Consider the following 19,928-nt stretch of genomic DNA (forward strand, 5'->3'; position numbering starts at 1 on the left):
CGTACGACCTTTTCCGAGACGGAGGTCAGGCGCAGGGCTCGCACCGCCTCTGGTACCTCGGGGCGCGGCTTGCGGCAGCTGTCCGTCGGTAGTCCTGGGCGGATCCATCGGCCTTGCGCGTCGAGTAACAGCAGGTTCGGCACCCAGGGCATCTCCAGGGTGCAGGCTTCGACGGTGGTCGTGTCATCGGGTAGGCGCAGTGCGGCAAGAAGCGCCGTCACGTCGGTGGCTCGGCCCTCGGTGAGGACCAGATCCTCACCGCGGTCGGCGCGTCGTTTCGGCTCGAGCTGGCAGTGAATCGCGGCCGCCACCGTGAAGTCGGTGCCCAGGCGGGGCAGGGCGAGGGCGTCGGGCGGGCGTCCGTCGTCTGCTACCGGGGCGTCGACCGCGCAGGAGGTCCACGCGGATCGGATCGTCGGCTTGCCGGTTACCGCAGCGGACCGCGGCGCCACCCGCCCATCGGTGGGTGCCTCGGTCGCCGTGGGCGCACCCGCACATGCGGCCAGTCCGGCCAGGGTCATCACCGCGACGAACCCTCTGACGACTACTCGCATATCGCTCCTTGACGTCCGAATACACGCAATCCGTGCACCTCTGAGACGATGTCGCCCGCGATGCGGTTCCCGGTCAGCTCCCCGGGCCTTGCTTGAGTGGCGGCGAAGCGGTCGGTCGCCGTCGTCGTGATCTCTTCGGCGCACCCGAAGGCGTCAGTGACCGTCGCGCACCGCACATCCAGTGCCGAAGAACAGGTGCGGATCCCACGATCGGGAGCTGGCACTTCGAGGCCGGGCGGCCGCCGACCCGTCTGACTGCGACAAGTCCGGGCCTTCGGAAGCGGATGCTACGGGTTCGCCTGCACGTGTGGCACGGCACAGGGTCAACGGACCAAGCGAGCGAACCTCCGCAGCTCCTCGGTAAGAATTTCTGGTTGTTCAAACGCGGCGAAATGGCCACCACGGGGGACCGTGTTGAAGTAGATGAGCTTGGACTTGTAGACGCGTTCGGCCCAGATTCTCGGAGTTGGGATGATCTCGCGGGGAAAGACCGTGAATCCGACCGGGACCTTGAAGTCGTCGGCTGTGCCAGCGGCCCGCGCGTCCTCCCAATAGATTCGCGCCGAGGAGGCTGCAGTGCCGGGCAGCCAGTACAGCATGATGTCGTCGAGCATCCGGTCGACGCCGAGGACCCGTTCGGGATTGCCGTCGCTGTCGGTCCACTCCATGAACTTCTCGTAGATCCACGCCGCCTGCCCCACCGGGGAGTCGGTCAACGCATACCCCAGTGTCTGGGGGCGCGTGGACTGCTCGTAGATGAAGCCGGCGCCGTCGTTGAAGAACCGCTGCAGCTTGTCCAGCGCCTCCTGCTCCGGCGCCGTGGGCGGGTCGCTGACCGGGGGCTGGAATACGGGGAAGAAGTTGAGGTGGATCCCTGCGAGTCCGGCGGGCCCGAGCTTGGCGAGTTCGTGCGTCACGGAGCCGCCCAGGTCACCGCCCTGAGCGAGCCAGCGACGGTAGCCGAGACGGGACATGAGCTCGGCCCAGGCTCCCGCGATGCGCTGGATGTTCCACCCGGACGTGGCCGGCTTGTCGGAGAATCCGAAGCCCGGTAGGGACGGCACCACGACATGGAACGCGTCCGCGGCGCTTCCGCCGAACGCCGTGGGATCGGTCAACGGCCCGATCACGTCGAGGAACTCCACCACCGACCCCGGCCAGCCATGGGTCAACAACACCGGTACGGCGTTGGCGTGCCGGGAACGTACGTGCAGAAAATGGATTCCCATCCCGTCGATCTGGGTGCGGAACTGGCCGAACCCGTTCAGCCGCGCCTCGACCTGACGCCAGTCATACCGCGTCTGCCAGTGCTCGACCAGGTCGCGTACCCGCTCCAGCGGCACGCCCTGCGACCCGTCGGGAACGGTTTCCCGCTCCGGCAACCGGGCCGCTGCCAACCGCCGCTGCAGATCGCGCAGCGTGGCGTCCGACACCGACAGCCGGAACGGTGTCACGTCCGTTGTGGCCGCCGGCAACGTTACCCCGGGCTCGGCAAACGCCGGCGATGTCCTTGTTACCGCCAACCCGAGCGGGCCTGCGACGGCGCCGACCGTGACGGCCGCCCGCAGGGCCCCGCGACGAGTCAGGCCACAAGTGTCTTTGTTCCGCACGATTCCTGCCTCCCTGGTCCGAATGATCGACGACAATCGACGCTTGCGGTGGTGGTCGTGATGAACGCCCAGTTGCGATTCAACCGGGCACCGTAGCGCGTCGAATGCGTGCGTCCGCTCACCGTCGCAGGCCTCCTGGGAGGTCACCAACGATTCGATGGCGCTGGAATCCAGCGTCGCCGTCGGTACCTCACGCGGGATCCGGATAGCCCCGCTCGAACCCCGAACCACTAGCCCCGAGCAGTCCGCTGGCCAGCGGCGTGTGCCGGTACAACACCCGGCGCCCGGAACGCCACGACGTCACCAAGCCATTGCGGCGCAGCACCGACAGATGGAAGCTGACCGACGGCGCGCTTTGACCGAGCTCACGGGCGAGGTCGGTGGTCGACTTCGGCAGCGCCAGACAGCTGAGGATCGCCGCGCGGCTGTGACCCAGCAGCGCACCCAGCGCGTCGTCGGCATCTCGGGAGTCGCCTCCCCACAACGTGCCGACGCCTCGGGAGGCATAGATGAGGCTCGCGGGTCGATCGGGGCCCTTGTCCACCATCAGGTTCGGCCACACGAACACCGACGGCACCAGCACGAGCCCGTCACCGGCCAGGTCATGGTCCACCGAGTGCCGGGGTTTGTCGATTCGCAGGATCTCACCCCGCACGCTGACCTCCGGGTGCAAGCTCGACAACAGCGCATCGACACCACCGCCGGTTAGCCGGCCAGCCCGATACGCGACGTCATCCTCCAGCACCGCGCGCAGCTCCCGCCAATGCGGCTCGATCGCCACCGACCAGTACCGCCACAGCGCGTCGGCCAACCGCCGAGCACCAGCCACCCCTTCGGCAGCCAACGCCCGCGCCGGCGCCGGCATCGGCTCCCGACGCCACACCGCCGCCAGGTCGGCACGGATTCCCGCCACGGGCGACTCGGCAACCAACCGCAGCTGGTCGTCGATGGTGCCGGCGTCGGTGGCCGCCACGAACAGGAAATCCGCCACGTACGCGCTCGCAGGCACCACCGCGCCCAGCAGCTCCATGTCCACACCACGCAGGCCGGGCCGCGTCGCCTCCAACCAGCTCTGGTGCAGCGGCGACACCCGCCCCGACGACAACTGGTACAGGCTCTCAATCACCTCTGCGAGAGGCGAGAACGCAAACCGCGTCCTCGCCACATCAGCCAGACCCATCCGGAGCCGGATCACCCCGCCATCCTAGGTTCACTGACGCTGAACCTTCGCCCTTGACCCTCGAGGTCAGGCCGACACCTGCCCCACGAGCCCCTCCCCGGCTCGAATGGTCGGAGTGTCAAATTTTCGGCTCTGGCACGAAGAAGCGTGGTGTGGTGGTTTGGGTTCGTGGGTCGTGATATTGCAGGGTGGGGTCGGCGTGTCTCGGACCGGATCAAGATGGTGTGTCCCGACCTGTCCTCCACAGTGGTTGATCAGGTAGTTAATCAGTCAGGTGGTGTCACCCAGGCCCGGACGATGGCGGAAGCGGCGGCCTGCCCGGAGTGCGGGCAGCGCGACCAGCTGACAACAAAAGTGTGGGACCGCGTGGTAGGACGAGGCCATGTATCTCGTTTGCTTGTCGCACGCCGGCCCGCATTGGGATCTTGCGAGGCCGATGGAAGATCAGACCGGCTGGCTCGCGCACGCGTCGTACATGGACCTGCTGGTCGACGAAGGGATCGTCGTTCTGGGCGGTCCGCTCGACGACGTACGCGTGGTGCTGGCTATGGAGGCGGAGTCCGAGGAGGCCGTTCGGGCGGTACTCGGCCGGGATCCGTGGAGCGGCACCCACCTGCGGGTCGACAGGATCGACCCGTGGACGATCCGCCTGGACGGCCGCCATACCAGGGCCGACCGGTCGAACATCGGTTCGTAGCTGTGAACCGCGCACGGCCCCGTGAACGCCGACCGCGTGGGCGAGGCCGAGCAAGCTAAGAGCGACCGGCAGTAGGGCGTGAGTTCGGTCAGAAGATCAGACCAGGGCAGCAAGCGGGCACAGGCATCAACGATCATGTGAGTTCTCTACGCTCAGTGATCGACAAGGATGTCCCATGCCCGCGATCCCATCATCGCTGCTGGAGCCCGTGTGGGTCCAGTTCGACGGGCTGCTGCCCGAGCGGCCGGAGTTCGACCCGACTCACTCGCTGGGCTGTCACCGGCGGCGGGTGCCCGACCGGGTCGTGTTCGCTCATGTCGTTGACGCCCTGGTCCACGGCTGCGGATACCGCCGCATGTGCACGCGCTGTACGGATTCACGCGCTACGCCAGACGAAGTCGTCGACCGCACCGGGGGGCTGTCCCCGGCCGAGCGGGCCGCCCGCCTCGGCGTCGAATCGTTGACCAGGCTCGCAGCTCTTCACTTGTGACCATCCGACTTGGACACTCAGATGATCAGCGATGAGCTGCGATCCCCTCACCTCCAGGTCACCGCCAGCCACGACCCCCGCTCAGGTTCGAAGAGCCGGTATTGCCGTGCGGTTCGACCGCAAGACATGCGCCGTGCGGTCAAGGCCAAGTGCACCACCGCCACCTCCACCGGCCGGCAGCTGACGACCCGCCGGCTTCCTCTACCTGCGGATCCGGGTCAGAGCGCGTCAACGCGACCGACGAGGTTGACCTTGACGCCAATACGGTCGAACATCGCGGCCTTGGCGACGAGCGCCTTATCGGCGGTCTCGGCGTCGGGGGCGTAGACGAGCTGAACGTGGTTCGCCTTGTGGCGAGCCATGAACTGGTCGCGGCTGATGTCGTGCAGCACGACGTGCGCGATCGGCCATTCGGGGTTCGTGGCATCCTTGCGCCGCTGCGTCTCCTCGGCGGGCAGCTCGATCACGCTGCCCCGAAAGATGTCGGCCTGCAGGATGCCGTCGGCGATGAAGACACGCGAGAGCACGACCTCGCCAGGCTTCGATACGCCGTTGATGGTCGAACCGCCGGCGGGAAAGAACACCGGGCCCTGGCGCCAGCCCTCAGCCTTGTCCCACCCGCCCAGGTGCGAGCCGGGAACCGAGCCGGAAATCTCGTATACCCACACGAACCGGCCGTCGTAGTCCTCGCCCCAGCGCACGTCGTGCAGCGTGTTGTCGGGGACGAGGCCCATCGCCGTCCACACCCGGTCGGTGACGAGCGCATCCACCGCGACGCCCTCGTCCGCTTCGTTGAAGTGCGGGAACGCGCGGCCCGCGAACAGCTCACGCGAACCGTCGCGCGAGAACACCGGCGGGCGCTCTGTCGAGTTCAGGATGCCCTCGGCGAGATCGGAGGCCGGCACGAGGTCTTTGAGTCCCTGCTGGTACTGGATCCCGACGGCGTCGAGACCGAAGTCGTCGGCGATACGCAGCGCCGCGATGTACATCTTCAGCTGCGACCGCACCTGCGCCTCGGTGAGCTCGGTGGCCTCGTCGGTGCCGAACCGGAAGGTCATGCCGTTGCCTGTCAGCCAGTCGCGGGCGGCGTCGGCCTCGGCGTCCGCTACCGTCAGCATCTCGGCGTACAGCGCCGACTGCGACAGGCGCTCCTTGTAGATGCCAAGCTTGTTGAGCAGCTCGTCGTCGAAGATCGCGTTGTACATGCCCATGCAGCCCTCGTCGAACACGCCGATGATGGCCTTGTCGGCGAGCAGCTGGTCGCCGAGGGCGCGGCCGAGTTCAACCTCTGGCGTGTCGGGCAGGGCGGGAAGCGGCCGCACGTGCGAGTCGTCGTGGGTGATGCGCCCGGATTCGGTCCACTCCTTGAGCCCATGCCTGAACCAGTCGTCCCTGAAGTCGACCGACCAGATCGTGGAGTACTCCTTGCCCATTTTGGTCAAGCCGGCGTTGAGCCCGAGGAGACCGACCAGGCCCGGCCAGTCCCCCGCGAAGTTCGCGACCGTGAGGATCGGGCCTTCGTGGGTACGGAGCCCCGCGAGCACGTGGTGCGAGTACTGCCACACGGCCTCGGCGACGATGAGCGGGGCATCCGTCGGGATGTTCTTGAAGACCTCCAGCCCCATGCGCTGGCTCGAGATGAACCCGTGCCCCGTCTCAGGGTCGACCTCGTTGGCGCGGACGACGCTCCACCCGAGCTCCGCGAAAGCCGCCGTCACGTCGGCCTCCATTTGCGCCTGCGTTGGCCAACCGGCCCTGTTGGCCGACTCGCGGAGGTCGCCGCTCGCGATGAGATAGGCGGTTTTCGGTGCGGCGACGGGCCGCAACGTCTTCGTGGGCATCGTGTAGGTGCTCATGCAGGGGTTCCTTCCGAACGTTGCAGGGCGGCGAGGCCGTGCGCGACTTCCTTGCTGCCCCGATAGAGGTCGAGGTACAGGTCGAACATGCGGTCATAGATCGCGGCGCGGTCCGCGTGCGGCTCGACGACCGTCTCGACGGGGTTCCAGTCGTCGATGCGGGGAGCCGCACCATCCGGAGCGACCGCTCCCGCGGCGAGGAACGCGGCACCGTAGCTGGCGCCGATCGTGATTCGGGGCACCTCCTGGACGAGGCCCGTCACATCCGACACAACCCGCAACCACAGCGATCCCTGGGTTCCGCCACCCACCGCGACGATGCGACGGATATCGGCGCCGGCGGCCCGCATCGTCTCCACGTTGTGGCGAACACCCAGCGCGGTCGCCTCGAGCGCGGCCCGGTACAGGTCGCCACGGCTGTGCGTGACGGTCAGTCCCGCGATGACGCCTCGCGCCTCCGGATCGAGGATCGGCGTGCGTTCACCGGCGAAGTACGGGAGCATCAACAGCCCGCGGGCGCCCGGACCGGATTCCTCGGCCTCGGCGAGGAGCGTGGGGTAGTCGGCGTTCGACAGCTGCTTCAGCCAGGCCGTCAGCGCACCCGACGTCGCAAGACCTCCGGCGAGGTTGCGCGTACCGGGGAATGCGCCGACGGTCGTCCACATTGAGGGCGTGCGCAAGGTCGTGGTGCCGGTGGCGACGAGGAACATCGTCGTGCCGTACATCAACATGAGGTCGCCCGGCCGGTGCGCCCCCGCGCTCACCGCCTCGGTCCAAGCGTCGATCGTGCCGACGATCACGGGCGTGCCCTCAGGGATGCCGGTGGCGCTGGCCGCGTCGGCCGTCACCGTCCCGGCGATCTCGTTGGCCCAACGCAGCGGCGGGGCCTCGATTCCCGGCGCGTACCGCTGCCACCACGGTTCGTGCCAACGCTCGGTCTCGACGTCGTACAGCGGAGAGACCTGGCTGGCCGACTGATGATCGAGCAGGTACGACCCGGTGAGCTGAAAGGCAAGCCAGCTCGCGGGCATGAACAGCCGCCGAGCGCGGCTGTACACCTCGGGCTCCTCGTCGGCGATCCACGCGATCTTCGGCCCGCCGGCCTGGGTGGTCAGCGCGGATCCTCCGATGCGAATGACCTCGTCGGCACCGAGCTCGCGGGTGAGCCGTTCGATCTGAGCAGTCGCACGGGTGTCGACGCCATAGAGGATGGCTGGCCGCACCGGCTCGCCCTGCTCGTCGACGAGCAGCACACATGGACCCATGCCGCTCACGCCCACGCCTGCCACGCAGATGTCGTGCACAGACGCCTCGGCGACGAGGCGGCGGCTGAGTTCGACGAACTCCGCCCACCAGACATGCGCGTCCATCTCGACCCATCCGCTACGTGGGCGCTCGACGTCGTGCGCGACGGTGGCCGACGCGATGATCTGCCCACGCTCGTCGACGAGGACGCCCTTGCTGCTCGATGTGCCGATGTCGACGCCGAGGGTGCAGCGCTTCACGAGACCAACTCCGTCGCGTCGCGTCCGAACCGCGCACGCTGCAGATCGCCGCGCAGCACCACCGTGCGGGCCGGATCGGTGTTCCCCTCGATGCGCTCCAGGAGCATGCGCGCTGCGGTGACGCCCATATGCCGCGCCGGCAGCCGGACGACGGTGACGACATCGGGAGTGAGCGTGGTGAACGGTAGCGAACCGACGACGGCGACGCCGATGTCGGGAGGTGTCAGGCCGCGTTCGGTGAGAACCTGCAGCGCGCCGACACCAAGGAGGTTGTTCGCCGCGACGACGGCATCAGGCCGCAGCCACGGGTTGTCGAGCAGCTGAGCGGCAGCCTCTCGCCCACCCGCGACTCTGAAGCTGGAGTACAGCAGCAGCCCGGTGAGATCGACATCGACGCGAGCGCTCATCGCGTCACGCCACCCCTTCGCCCGCTCGACCGCGGTCTCGACGTTGTCGGGACCGGTCATGCAGGCGATGCGGCGGTAGCCGGCATCGAGAAGCGCCTCCGTCGCGAGGCGGCCCGCTGTCCGGTTGTCCATCACCACACTGTCCACGTCGTAGCCCGAGCGACGGTCGACCGCAACGACCGGTCGACCATCGGCGATAACGTCATCGAGATCGGTGTGGTCTGCCGCGGCCGCGATGATGACGCCGGCCATGCTGCCGGCCACCGCGATACGCAGGTAGGAGTTCTCCTTCTCCGTGCGGGCGTCCGAGTTGCACAGCACGACCGAGTAACCGGCCTCCTGCGCGACGTCCTCCACTCCGCGTGCCATCTCCGTGAAGTAGGGGTTCTCAATGTCCGGGATGATCAGCGCGATCACCTCCGTGCTCTGCGTGCGCAGGGTCCGCGCGGCACGGTTCGGCGTGAACCGCAGCCTGCCAGCCGCCTCGCGAACCGCCTGCGCCTTCTCTTCTGAGACGACGGCTCCGTTGAAGACACGTGAGACCGTCGCCGGCGAGACGCCGGCAAGCCTCGCGACCTCATAGATGGTGGCCATCAGTGCCTCTCTGCCCGGAGTACGCCGGGACGGATGGTGGACGTGAACGGATGTGTGCCGCGCCTGAGGTTTCTGCTCCAACACCCCTGTCGAGCGATCAGACCGACGCATCCTCCGTCGACGTGCTGCGCACGTTCTCTCGAAGTCTCTCCCACACGACGTCCAGTCGACGTCGGGCGTCGTCGTCCAGCCCCGGCAGCGGCCGTCGGCAGGCGCCCAGCGGTGTCGATCGCTTGGCTGCGAGGTACTTCGCAGCCGCGAACACCCCCTCCTCGACGAGCGCCTGGACCGTGTCGTTGATCCGGATCTGCACGGTGCGCGCCCCATCGACGTCACCGCGAGCGTGGCGGGCCCTCAGCGACCGGAACAGCTCGATCTGCAGTCCGACCGTCGTCCCGATCGCTCCCCTCGCGCCGATGGAGAGAGCCGGCAGATACAGCTCGTCGAAGCCGTTGATGAGCGTCAGGTGGGGATACCGTTGAATCAGCCGCTCCGCACCGTAGAGGTTCTGCGACGTGTGCTTGATCCCCACCACCTGGGGCAGCTCGAGGAGCCCTTCAAATCCGCCGTCTGAGATGTCGCGGCCAGTGAACTGCGGGATGTTGTAGAGGATGAACGGGATGTCAACCGCGTCGATGACGGCACGGAAGTGAGCGACGACCTCCGCCGCCGAATACCTGTAGTACAGCGGCGGGGTCATCGAGATCGCCGCGGCGCCAGCCTCGCGTGCGGCCTCCGCGAGCGAGATCGCCTCCCGCGTCGACAGGGCACCCACATGCGCGTACACCGGGACGCGTTCGCCCGACGCCTCCACGGCGGACCGAGTGAGCGCGACCCGCTCGTCCGTGCTGAGCAGGAGGCCCTCGCCGGACGAACCGGCGACGTATATGCCCTCGACTCCTCGCGCAATATCGCCGTCCACCATCAGTGCAAACGCGTCGAGATCCAGACTCTCGTCGGCCCGGATGGGCGTCGGGGCAGCGACGACCAGACGGTCGCCGAGGATGCCGGTCACCATGCGGTCCACCCACCGTCCACGACGAGGTTCGCACCGGTCATGTATCGCGACGCAGGGGAGGCGAGGAAGATGAGGGCACCGTTGTACTCGTCCGCCTCCGCCATCCTGCCGATCGGCATGCGCGCCGTGTAGTTCGCCTGGAACTTCGCGTCCTGCGTGTCACGGCGTACGCCGGATGGCGTGAGCGTGTTCACCCGGATGTTTTCCTTGCCCCAATAGGTGGCGCAGTAGCGCGTCAGGTTGTAGAGCCCGGACTTCGCGGCGGAGTAGGCCACCGGTTTGATGAACGGGATGCCGGTGTCCTCCGCCTTGTACGCGTAGATGTCCTGCACCGGGGAGACCATCCCGTAGATCGAGCCGATGTTGATGATCGATCCCCCGAGCCCCGCCTCGCGCATGCGTCGGCCGGCTGCCTGCGTCACCAGGAAGGTACCGACGAGGTTGGTGTCGACGACCTCACGGAACACCTCGGCGGGGAACTGCTCGAACGGCCCGGACACCTCCGGCGGGGCGCTGGGCTGGGTGTCGAGACCGGCGTTGTTCACGAGGATCGTCGGGACACCCCACGCCTGCACGATCCGATCGAAGCCCGCCTCCACGCTGGCCTGATCGGTAATGTCCATCGTGACCGCCAACAGTCGCTCGGCGTCGACGGTGATTCCGAGCTTTGCCGCCGGGTCGGCCACTTCGCTGCGCGAGGTCACCGCCACGCGAGCGCCGCGGGCGTGCAGCGCCTTGACGAACTCAGCACCGATCTGGCCGAAACCACCTGTCACGACGGCGATGTGGCCGTGCACCGAGAACAGCGGATCGAACTCGTTCGGCATGGTCGATACTCCTTCTGTTGCGGCTTGTCAGCCCTTGACGGATCCTGCTGTCAGGCCGGACACGATGCCGCGCTGGGCCCACAGGAAGAAGATGATCGCCGGGAGCGCAAACAGCAGCGCGCACAGCATGACGACATTCATCGGCGTGTAGAACTGTCCGAGGAACGAGGAAAGTCCCACGGAGGCGGGCCACAGGTCCGAGTCCGAGATGAACGTGTTGGCGAACATGAACTCGTTCCAGCCATCGAAAAATGCGATGACGGCAGCGGCGGCGATACTCGGACGGACCAGCGGCAGCACGATTGTGAACAGCATTCGTAGGCGCGAGCAGCCATCCATCCGCGCCGACTCCTCGATCTCGTACGGAATTTTGTCGATGCCGCTCTTGATGATGAACATGCTCACCGGCATCACGAATGCGGTGTCCGCGAGCACGAGCCCCCAATGGCTGTTCAGCAGACCCGCGCCCGCGAAGATCGAGTACAGAGGCACGACGATGAGTGCCTCTGGAAGCATCTGGGTGCTGAAGAAGATGAACCCGGCAACGCCTCGCCCGTGGAAGCGGTAACGGCTGAGCGCGTATGCCGCCATCGTCGCGAGCACGAGACTGAGGACCGTCGTCCCCGCAGCAATCACAAAGGAGTTGCCGAGCCAGCGCAGGATCGGGACATCCGAGAGGAAGCTGCCCCACTGGCCGATGTTCGCGAACTCAGGGAGAAGAGGCTGACCGTCGCGGTAGAGGGACTGCTCGGTCCCCAGCGACGTGCCGAGCATCCAGTAGACCGGAAAGCCGGTGAAGACGACCAATAGCGTGATGAGGATCGCCTTGCCGAGGCTGCCCATGCGGGCGAGGACCCCACGCCGGCGCAGCAGATTGGTCGAGGTGAGAGAGGTGGTGGTCATCGCTGGCTCTCCTGACGCTCCTGGACCTGCTCGACGACGAAGTAGACGACCGTCACGAGCAGCGAGAGGACGAGACCGAGCGCGCCGATCGCAGCCGCGCGGCCGAGATTCTGGTCCTGGAAGGCGGTGCGGTAAACGTTGACGACGAGGGTGTTGGTCTTGTCGAGCGGCCCACCGCCCGTGATCAGGAAGATGATCTCGAATCGGCGGATCGACCAGATCGTCATCAGCAGCGTGATGACACGAATCGTCGGCATGATGTGCGGGAGGGTGACCGCACGGAACGACTGGAGGGGTGAGGCGCCGTCGACCCACGTGGCCTCGCGCAGCTCGTGCGGCACGCTCTGCAGGGCGCTCAACATGACGAGCATGACCAGCGGTGTGAGCTTCCACACCGTGGCGAGGGTCACCGAGAAGAGCCCGTATCGCGGGTCGACAAGCCAGCCCTGCTGGCCAAATCCGAGCGCCATCGTGGTGCGGTTGAGGACGCCCTGCTCGTTGTTGTAGATCCAGACGAAGATCAGCGCGGCCGCGACGGTGGGCACGGCCCACGGGATGGTGGCGATCGCGCGGACGAGGCCGCGCCCGCGGAACGCCTTGTTCAGCAACAGCGCCGCGGCGGTGCCGATGCCTACGGCGAAGACGACCGTGAAGAGCGTGTACAGCAGGGTTGTGCCGACCGAGGTCCAGAACTTGTCGCTGGCGAGCAGGTAGTCGTAGTTGTCCAGACCGACGGATCGGCCGCCGAAGGGATTTACCAGCTTGGTCGCAGTGAACGACAGCAGAACTCCGCGGATCAGCGGAAAGACGGTGAAGATCGCCAGGTACGCGATCGCCGGGAAGAGGAAGAGATATGCGCCGTTACGCTCGATGAAGGCCGAGAGCTTCCCTCTGCCGCGCCGCCGATTTTTGGACCGCGCGCCGCGCTGCGGTGTCTGCACCCTCTCGGCTGTGTTCGTGACCATCGTGGTCCTTTCCGTTGGGCGGGGGGTGAGCGGCGCACCGCCCACCCCCGCGCAATTCAGCCGAGCTCTGCCTCGAGCGCCTTCTGCACGCCGGCAAGCTTCGCCGCGACGTCACCGCCGTTGACACGCAGGTCCTCGACAGCCGTCAGGAATTCACGCCAGATAACCTTGCTCTCGGTCTCGAAACCCTCGACGAGGGTCGAGCGCGAGGTTTTCGCGGCCTCCAGGAACTGAGTGGCCCACGGGTTCGCCTTGATGAACTCGGGGTCGGGCTCGACATCAGTGGCCATCGCCGAGGCACCCAGACCGGCACGGAGGGCGGTCTGTCCCTTCTCGCCGAGCACCCAGCGAACGAAGTCCTTCGCAGCCGCCTTCTTCTTGCTCGCCGCGTTGACGGCGATGATCAGCTGCGAGTTGGAGCCCGCATTCGCCATGGGAAGTGGCGCGGCACCCAGGTTCTGACCGTTGATCACGTTCTTGGGATTGCTCGTGATGGTGGTCGCGACGCCGGAATTCTCGAACAACATGCCGACCTGGCCCTGACCGAACTTCGCGCGGAAGGTCGACGCGTCGTCGCCGATCGGCGCGACGCCGGACTTGAAGGTCTCCAGGAAGGCCTCGACCGCCTTGACGTTCGCGGGGGCGTCGATCGTGAGCTTCTTGCCGTCGCTCAATCCGCCGCCGAAGCCGTAGACCCAGTTCGCCATCTCAAGCGTCCAGCCGTCGATCTCGGCGGTCTGGTGGCGTCCGGCCCAACCGGCGATGCCGCGCTTCTCCTTGATGGTCTTCGCCGCGGTGAGGAACTCTTCGAACGTCGTGGGGGCCTTCAGGCCGAGCTCGGCGAAGATGTCCTTGTTGTAGATGACCGTGTTGTAGGTCGGTCGCTCCCAGTTGAACCCGAACTGCTTGTCCTGGAAGAAGCCCGCCTTGTTGGTGCCGTTCAGCGAGCCGCCCAACTCCTTCGCGATGTCGTCGAGCGGCTCGAGCACCCCGGCGTCGGCGAGCGACGCGAACTGGCTGTCCTGCAGCACCATCACGTCCGGACCGCCGCCTGCGCCCAGCTCGGTGCTGAGCTTGTCGGCGTAGTTCGCGAACGGGATCTCGATCTTCGTCAGCGAGACATTCCCGTCAGGACCGGTGTAGCCCTTCACCGCGTCCCAGAGGATCGGCCCCTTGCCGTCCTCGAGGAACTGCCAGTTGGAGAACGTCAGTTCGCCCCCGGCGCTGTCGCCAGACGAGTCACCTGCGCCCACGGCGCTGCATGCGCTCAGTGCAAGCACGGCGACGGCCGCGACGCCCATGGACCGCACGCTCCGTCGCTTCATTCTCGCTCCTGGTGATGTCATACCCGTGAACAACTTCATTGCGTACTCCTTGTCACACGCCACGTGTGCGCTGGTGCTGTGGGGCTGATATCACCTGCTACAAGTGGTCCATGAAATCGATTTCACGGCAAGGTACCCGCGCTCCGCGGTCTTGTCAATAGCAGGCGATGTTGCGCGCGCGTAAAATCGAAGAAGTTTCAGCCATGCCTCTGTCGAGCCACGCCACGGCCGGGCGCCGGCCGGCTCGGCAGGCTGTCAGCGAGCCAACCGTCGACAGTGGCAAGGACCCTGTGGACCCGCGCCGATCGGCGCCCTGACGCCACATGGCTGCAGATCCCCAGCGCTTGAACACAGTAGACAAGTCAGGAGCCCGAAGCGTCCCACTGCAGGTGTCGGACCGCTGGCACCTATGGCACAACCTGTGCGAGGCCGTGGAGAAGACCGTCGCCGCGCACCACGGATGCATCAAGACCGCCTTCGTGTGCCGCAGATGCTTGCCGCCTACGAGAAGCTGTCGACCCGCGACGACGGCCGCGGCTTCACCACCCCGCCGGCCGGCGACGGGTACGGTCTGGCCGGCATGCGGATCCGGGTCGAGCAGGTTGCCGGTGCGCTGTGGGTGGGTCCAGCCCCGGGGCCGGCACCACGGTACGGGCGGAGGTGCCGATCGGATGATCTCGGTGCTGCTGGTGGACGACCACCCGGTGGTGCGGGCCGGGGTGCGCGGCATGCTCGCCGGCGAACCGGACATCACGGTGGTCGGCGAGTCCGCCTCGGCAGCCGAGGCGGTCGCCGCCGTCCGGGCGGTACGCCCCGACGTCGTGCTCATGGACCTACGGATGCCCGGGGTGGACGGCGTCGCGGCGACCGCCGACGTGCTGACCGTGGCACCCGGCACCCGGGTGCTCGGCTCACCACGTACGAGACGGACGGGGACATCCTCCGCGCGGTCGAGGCCGGAGCGGCGGGGTACCTGCTCAAGGACGCGTCCCGGGCCGAACTGGTGGACGCGGTCCGCGGCGCCGCCCGCGGCGAGACCGTGCTGGCGCCGTCGGTGGCCGGCCGGGTGTTCCGCCAACTCCGTCGCCCCCGGCCGGTCACCCTGTCGCTGCGGGAGGTCGACGTGCTGCGGCTGGTCGCGCAGGGTTTGTCCAGCGGCGAGATCGGGCTGCAGCTGCACATCACCGAGGCCACCGTGAAGACCCACCTGCTGCGCGCGTTCGTCAAGCTCAGCGTCATCGACCGGACTGCGGCGGTGACCACCGCGATGGCCGCGGGCCTGCTGCCACCCTGACTCAGCATTCACCCGCCAACAGCCTGTCAGGCGAACGTCGCCTTCTCTGCGCAGGCCGAAGCCGAGGGCCTGTTGAAGTGACCCCCTGAGACCGGACACCTCCTGACTTGGCATCCTGCCGAGGACGAGGAAACCGTTTTGGCTCGACAGAGCAAGTACCCCGAGGAGTTCCGGCGTCAGGCCGCGGCGTTGGTGCTGGATTCCGGCCGCACGATCCGTGACGTGGGCCGGGAGTTGGGCGTCAACCACGAGACGCTGCGCAACTGGGTCGCTCAGTTGCGGCAGGAACGCGACGGCGGCGAGCCGTCGTCGGTGCTCAGTGGCGATGAGCGTGCCGAGCTGCTGCGGTTACGGCGGCAGGTGGCCCAGTTGGAGCTGGAGAAGGAGATCTTGAAAAAAGCCGCGGTCTTCTTCGCACGCGAGACGGAGCGGTGAACCGGACCGACGTGGTACCGGTTCATCGCTGCGGAGAAGACCACCTACCCGGTCCGTCTGCTCTGCCGGCTCCTCGGTGTCGGACACAGCGCCTTCTACGACTGGCTCCGGCAGGGACGCCAGCGTGCTGCCGAGCGGAAACGCCACGACCAGCAACGCGTCGAGGTCACCCGACAGGCGTGGGCGGAACACCGCGGCGTCTACGGCGCCCGACGACTCACCGCCGAGCTGCACGAACGCGGCCACCGGTGGAACCGCAAGGCGGTGTCCCGGCTGATGCGGCTGGCCGGCATCGAAGGCGCCCACCGACGCCGGCGCGGAAAGCCCCGCCGCAAGCCGGCATCGACCGCAACCGCGCCGGACCTGGTCCAGCGGCAGTTCACCGCTGACGCCCCGAACCGGTTGTGGGTCGCCGACATCTCCTACCTGCGCACCTGGTAAGGACTCCTCTACCTCGCGGTCGTGGTCGACGCCTACTCCCGCAAGGTGGTGGGCTGGGCGATGGCCGATCACCTGCGCACCGAACTGATCCTCGACGCAGTCGGCATGGCCATCCAGCACCGCCGACCCGCCCGGGACCAGGTCATTCACCACTCCGACCGCGGCACCCAGTACACGTCTTTCGAGTTCGGCCGCACTCTGCGCTCCTGCGGCGTCCTCGCCTCAATGGGTTCCGTGGCCGACTGCTTCGACAACGCCCTGGCCGAGACGTTCTTCGCCACCTTGAAGACCGAGTTGGTCTACACCCGCGCCTGGCCCAGCCGGCACGAACTGGAGATGGAGGTCTTCTCCTACATCGAGGGCTTCTACAACCCTCGCCGCCGACACAGCCGTCTGGGTAACGTCAGCCCCAACACCTACGAGAAGATCCACCACGAGTCCCTGACAAGCATCGAGGTGTCCGGCCGGTAGGGGTCACTTCAGACCGAAGACGGGTTGCCGCGAGTTCGGTCGGTACGCGATCTGTGAGGCGCGCAGAACCGGTCGGTAGACGGTTGGACGTGGCGGACGGCCGACCTTGGACCCCCCGTTTACCCCCCGAAAAAACCCGAGCCAAATCTTGGCGAAGAGTGACAAGGGTTGGTGAGGGCTAAGCGGCGTAATTGCAGCTCAACGACCATCTCAGGCAAGTAATGACAAGCCCGCTCCGGCTACTTTCCGTTACAAGGGAGATGCGCACGACTCGACCCGCCGAGCGTTGCGGCAACGCGGGATCCGGCACGTCATTCCCGAACGGTCGGACCAGGTCGCCCGCCGGACCGCCAGAGGAAGCGCCGGCGGCAGGCCACCCACCTTCGACAAGACGACCTACCGCAAGCGCAACGTCGTGGAACGCTGCTTCAACCGCCTCAAGCAGTGGCGTGACCTGGCCACCCGCTACGCCCAAACGCGCATCCCTCTACCGGGCCAGCCTCGTATTGATCGCCGCCATCATCTGGCTTCCATGATCGGCAGGACAGGCCCTAGTCGAAACCCGCCGCGACCTGGTTCCCGCCAATTTCCTGCGCTTTGCTGGGAACTTTTCCGGCCGGTCGAGCGACAGGGGCCCGCGGCTGGCGGGCATGGTGCCGGCGTACGTCCCACGTCATAATCACTGCATGGAGGATATGAACGGGACGATTCGGCAGAACAGCTTGTTCACCCCCGAGGCGCAGGAAAACCCGACCCGCCTGTTCCACCGGATTCGGGCGGAAACCCCGGTGACCTGGGTTCCGGAGCTCAACGCGTACCTCGTCACCCGGCACGCGGACATCGTCGCCGGGATGAAGGACCGCCGCCTGGCCAACGCGAACATGGCCCAGGGTCTCCGGCGGCTGAGTCCCGCCGAGCAGGACGAGCTGCTGCCGCTGCGCGCCTCGATCGACATGTGGATGGGGCACACCAACACCGCTGACCACGTCCGCTTCCAGCAGCTGTTGAAGCGGTACTTCACGCCCGCCACAGTGGACGCGCTGCGCCCGCGGGTACGGGAGTTGACCCACGAGCTGCTCGACGCCGTGGCGCCGCAGGGCCGGATGGACGTGGTCAAGGACCTGGCGTACCCGCTGCCGGCGAACGTCATCGCCGAGATGCTCGGCATGCCGATCCGCGACCGCGAGCTGCTCCAGGCCTGGTCGCGGGACGTCCTCGCGGTCTTCCAGATCGCCAGCCTGGCCCGGCTGCGCCAGTGCCAGCGCAGCATCCTGGAGATGCAGGACTACCTGCGGCCACTGCTGGCGGAGCGCCGGCAACGGCCGCGCGAGGACGTGCTGAGCACGTTCGCGGCCGCCGAGAAGGACGGCCTGGTCACCGAGGACGAGATCGTCGCCAACTGCGTGCTGCTGCTGTTCGCCGGCCACGAGACGACGGCCCACCTCATCGCGAACGGGCTGCTCCTGCTGTTCCAGAACCCCGAGCAGCTCGACCTGCTCAAGAGAAAGCCAGAGCTGACCCCGTCAGCCGTGGAAGAGATGCTGCGCTGCGACGGGCCGGGCGGGAGCGTCGTGCGGATCACCACCGAACCGGTGGTGATCGACGACGTGCCCATTGCGGCGCACCAGACCATCTACCTCGCCATGGTGGCCGGCAACCGCGACCCCGAGGTGTTCGACGAACCCGACCGTTTCGACGTCACCCGTACCCCCAACCGGCACACCGCGTTCGGCATGGGCGCGTCCTACTGCCTGGGCGCCGCGCTGGCCCGGATGGAAACGGACGAGTGTTTCCGCATCCTGCTTGATCGTTTCCCGGACCTGCGCCCGGTCGACGCGACACCGGACTGGCAGGCCAGCTCGCCGTTCCAGCATCACCTGAACACGCTGCGGGTCGAGCTCACCGCCCGCGACTGACCCGGCCGCCGGCCCTCCGGCCGCCGGCCCTCCGGCCGCCCGCCCTGCGGGTGCCGGAAACCCTGTCCGTGCAGTTCAGGCGGCATGCTCGTATTCGTGGAGGAGTCCGCCGAGGCGGTCACGGCGGCGGATGGTCAGGTGCGTGATCGTGTCTGGGTTGGTGATCGGTTTGGGCAGCGGATGCAGGGGCCGTGCGTTGGAAATCCCGCGGTGGGATCGGTGCTCGTTGTAGTGCCACTCGTATTCCCGAAGGGCGTGCAGCAGGTGGCGCTGGTTGAAGATCAGCATGCGGGTCGAGCAGCTCATAGCGGCAGGTCTGAATCCAGCGTTCCATGATCGCGTTCATCCGGGGCATCTGGACGCCGGTGAGGACGACCGTGATCCCTGTGTCGGCGAGGATCGTGTCAAACAGCGCCGGGTATTTGCCGTCCCGATCGCGGATCAGGAAACGGGCCTGGCAGCCGGCGTCGTGGAGGTCCATGCCGAGGTTGCGGACCGCTTGGGTGACCCAGGCGGCGGTCGGGTGGCCGGTCGAGCCGAGGATCCGAACCCGTCGTGTGACGTGCTCGATGGTCGCCAGGATGTACATCCTGGCGCCGGTCAGCGTCACTGTTCCGAAGAAGTCGGCGGCGATGATCGCTTCGGCCTGGGACCGCAGAAACGCAGCCCAGGTGTGGGACGTGCGGTGGGGTGCCGGATCGATACCGGCCTCCTTGAGGATCTCCCAGACGGTGGACGCGCCGACCTTGACACCGAGGACGAGCAGTTCGCCGTGGATGCGCCGATACCCCCCACGAGTTGTTCTCCCGAGCCAGGCGCAGCACCAGCACGCGGATCGAGCGGACTGTCGGCGGCCGGCCGAGCCGTCTCGGGCGGGAGATGCGGGCGTGCCGGGCAGCGATCAGGTCACGGTGCCAGCGAAGCACGGTCTCGGGACGAACCAACAACCGGATCCGGCGCAGCACGTCGCGGGGGAGTCGGTGCAGCAGAGCGGCGAGCAAGGCACGATCAGCGAGAGCGAATCGGACCTTGCGGCCGTGCATCTGCCGTTCGAGGACGGCGATCTGGTGTCGCAGGGCCAGAATTTCCGCGTCCTTGGCCCGATCGCTCATAGTCAGCAGCCGCAGCATCGCCAGCGCGTTGGTCATGCCGAGGTACGCCAGTCGTAGGAGCACAACCAGGCATCCTCGCCCAGTGGTGGTCACCGATACGAGCAGCCTGGACAGGTCGAGGAGCACAAGATCTCGTCCTGGCCGTCAAACCTGTCATGACCAGGGCGGACGTCATTGCCGGCACCGCAAGGCGAAGGACTAATATATCGGGATGACTGTTTTTCGTGTCGCTATATCAACGGATGACGATGAAGCTGCTGGCGCGGTTCAACTCCTGATCAGGGTTGAAGCCAGCGGCGGCGTGCACCGGATCGCTGAGATAACGATG

At 67.1% G+C, this 19,928-nt stretch carries 17 protein-coding genes and 4 pseudogenes; 9 read left to right on the forward strand and 12 right to left on the reverse strand.

The window, feature by feature from the left end:
- The 3 genes from AB0G13_RS24105 to AB0G13_RS24115 all read right to left on the reverse strand — a co-directional run.
- Nucleotides 1-524: hypothetical protein (locus tag AB0G13_RS24105; RefSeq protein ID WP_357878190.1), on the reverse strand; the 524-nt coding region annotated here is incomplete at its 3' end.
- Between the two features lie 353 nt (nucleotides 525-877).
- Nucleotides 878-2,311, reverse strand: coding sequence for an epoxide hydrolase family protein (locus AB0G13_RS24110; protein ID WP_357878193.1), 1,434 nt, complete (start codon nucleotides 2,309-2,311; stop codon nucleotides 878-880).
- Nucleotides 2,312-2,354: 43 nt separating this feature from the next.
- Nucleotides 2,355-3,359: a DUF5937 family protein gene (locus tag AB0G13_RS24115; protein ID WP_357878196.1), complete on the reverse strand. Its 1,005-nt coding sequence runs from the start codon at nucleotides 3,357-3,359 to the stop codon at nucleotides 2,355-2,357.
- 367 nt (nucleotides 3,360-3,726) lie between these two features.
- Here AB0G13_RS24115 and AB0G13_RS24120 point away from each other — a divergent pair, with 367 nt between their 5' ends.
- On the forward strand, nucleotides 3,727-4,041 hold the full coding sequence (locus tag AB0G13_RS24120) for a hypothetical protein (RefSeq protein ID WP_357878199.1): 315 nt from the start codon (nucleotides 3,727-3,729) through the stop codon (nucleotides 4,039-4,041).
- A gap of 175 nt (nucleotides 4,042-4,216) precedes the next feature.
- Nucleotides 4,217-4,408 (forward strand): annotated as a pseudogene (locus tag AB0G13_RS24125) (IS5/IS1182 family transposase); the annotation flags it as partial.
- Between the two features lie 341 nt (nucleotides 4,409-4,749).
- Here the strand turns inward: AB0G13_RS24125 and AB0G13_RS24130 are convergent.
- The 8 genes from AB0G13_RS24130 to AB0G13_RS24165 form a co-directional block, all read right to left on the reverse strand.
- The gene (locus tag AB0G13_RS24130; RefSeq protein ID WP_357878202.1) at nucleotides 4,750-6,387 is read right to left on the reverse strand and encodes a fucose isomerase; all 1,638 of its coding nucleotides are present in this window, start codon (nucleotides 6,385-6,387) and stop codon (nucleotides 4,750-4,752) included.
- Nucleotides 6,384-7,892, reverse strand: a complete 1,509-nt coding sequence (locus AB0G13_RS24135) for an FGGY family carbohydrate kinase (protein ID WP_357878205.1) — start codon at nucleotides 7,890-7,892, stop codon at nucleotides 6,384-6,386. The genes AB0G13_RS24130 and AB0G13_RS24135 overlap by 4 nt, the downstream gene beginning before the upstream one ends.
- A complete protein-coding gene (locus AB0G13_RS24140; RefSeq protein WP_357878208.1) occupies nucleotides 7,889-8,893 on the reverse strand; it encodes a LacI family DNA-binding transcriptional regulator in 1,005 nt (334 codons plus the stop codon). The genes AB0G13_RS24135 and AB0G13_RS24140 overlap by 4 nt, the downstream gene beginning before the upstream one ends.
- A 97-nt stretch (nucleotides 8,894-8,990) precedes the next feature.
- Entirely contained in the window at nucleotides 8,991-9,911 is a 921-nt protein-coding gene (locus tag AB0G13_RS24145) for a dihydrodipicolinate synthase family protein (RefSeq protein ID WP_357878250.1), read from the reverse strand.
- A complete protein-coding gene (locus AB0G13_RS24150; RefSeq protein ID WP_357878211.1) occupies nucleotides 9,905-10,738 on the reverse strand; it encodes an SDR family oxidoreductase in 834 nt (277 codons plus the stop codon). Before AB0G13_RS24150 ends, AB0G13_RS24145 begins: the two co-directional genes overlap by 7 nt.
- 27 nt (nucleotides 10,739-10,765) lie before the next feature.
- The gene (locus AB0G13_RS24155) at nucleotides 10,766-11,641 is read right to left on the reverse strand and encodes a carbohydrate ABC transporter permease (protein WP_357878214.1); all 876 of its coding nucleotides are present in this window, start codon (nucleotides 11,639-11,641) and stop codon (nucleotides 10,766-10,768) included.
- Nucleotides 11,638-12,606 (reverse strand): sugar ABC transporter permease, encoded by a 969-nt coding sequence (locus AB0G13_RS24160; RefSeq protein ID WP_357878217.1) that lies wholly within the window; start codon nucleotides 12,604-12,606, stop codon nucleotides 11,638-11,640. The genes AB0G13_RS24155 and AB0G13_RS24160 overlap by 4 nt, the downstream gene beginning before the upstream one ends.
- Nucleotides 12,607-12,662: 56 nt before the next feature.
- Nucleotides 12,663-13,907: an extracellular solute-binding protein gene (locus tag AB0G13_RS24165; RefSeq protein ID WP_357878220.1), complete on the reverse strand. Its 1,245-nt coding sequence runs from the start codon at nucleotides 13,905-13,907 to the stop codon at nucleotides 12,663-12,665.
- 695 nt (nucleotides 13,908-14,602) lie between these two features.
- Between AB0G13_RS24165 and AB0G13_RS24170 the strand changes: the two are divergent.
- From AB0G13_RS24170 to AB0G13_RS24195, 6 genes and pseudogenes are all read left to right on the forward strand, one after another.
- Nucleotides 14,603-15,225, forward strand: a pseudogene (locus AB0G13_RS24170) (response regulator transcription factor).
- Nucleotides 15,226-15,363: 138 nt separating this feature from the next.
- Nucleotides 15,364-15,660, forward strand: a complete 297-nt coding sequence (locus tag AB0G13_RS24175) for a transposase (RefSeq protein ID WP_357878223.1) — start codon at nucleotides 15,364-15,366, stop codon at nucleotides 15,658-15,660.
- 57 nt (nucleotides 15,661-15,717) lie between these two features.
- On the forward strand, nucleotides 15,718-16,101 hold the full coding sequence (locus AB0G13_RS24180; protein ID WP_357878253.1) for an IS3 family transposase: 384 nt from the start codon (nucleotides 15,718-15,720) through the stop codon (nucleotides 16,099-16,101).
- Between the two features lie 15 nt (nucleotides 16,102-16,116).
- Nucleotides 16,117-16,572: pseudogene (locus AB0G13_RS24185) on the forward strand (IS3 family transposase); the annotation flags it as partial.
- A gap of 253 nt (nucleotides 16,573-16,825) precedes the next feature.
- Nucleotides 16,826-17,108, forward strand: a pseudogene (locus tag AB0G13_RS24190) (transposase); the annotation flags it as partial.
- Nucleotides 17,109-17,258: 150 nt separating this feature from the next.
- Nucleotides 17,259-18,488: a cytochrome P450 gene (locus AB0G13_RS24195; RefSeq protein WP_357878226.1), complete on the forward strand. Its 1,230-nt coding sequence runs from the start codon at nucleotides 17,259-17,261 to the stop codon at nucleotides 18,486-18,488.
- A gap of 118 nt (nucleotides 18,489-18,606) precedes the next feature.
- Here AB0G13_RS24195 and AB0G13_RS24200 read toward each other — a convergent pair whose 3' ends face one another.
- Nucleotides 18,607-19,098 carry a hypothetical protein gene (locus AB0G13_RS24200; RefSeq protein WP_357878229.1) on the reverse strand — a complete coding sequence of 164 codons (492 nt, stop codon included), beginning with the start codon at nucleotides 19,096-19,098 and terminating at the stop codon, nucleotides 18,607-18,609.
- A 277-nt stretch (nucleotides 19,099-19,375) separates the two neighbouring features.
- Here AB0G13_RS24200 and AB0G13_RS24205 point away from each other — a divergent pair, with 277 nt between their 5' ends.
- On the forward strand, nucleotides 19,376-19,657 hold the full coding sequence (locus AB0G13_RS24205) for a hypothetical protein (protein ID WP_357878232.1): 282 nt from the start codon (nucleotides 19,376-19,378) through the stop codon (nucleotides 19,655-19,657).
- The last annotated feature ends 271 nt before the right edge of the window (nucleotides 19,658-19,928 follow it).

Source organism: Micromonospora sp. NPDC023633 (genome assembly GCF_040640035.1).
GTDB lineage: Bacteria > Actinomycetota > Actinomycetes > Mycobacteriales > Micromonosporaceae > Micromonospora.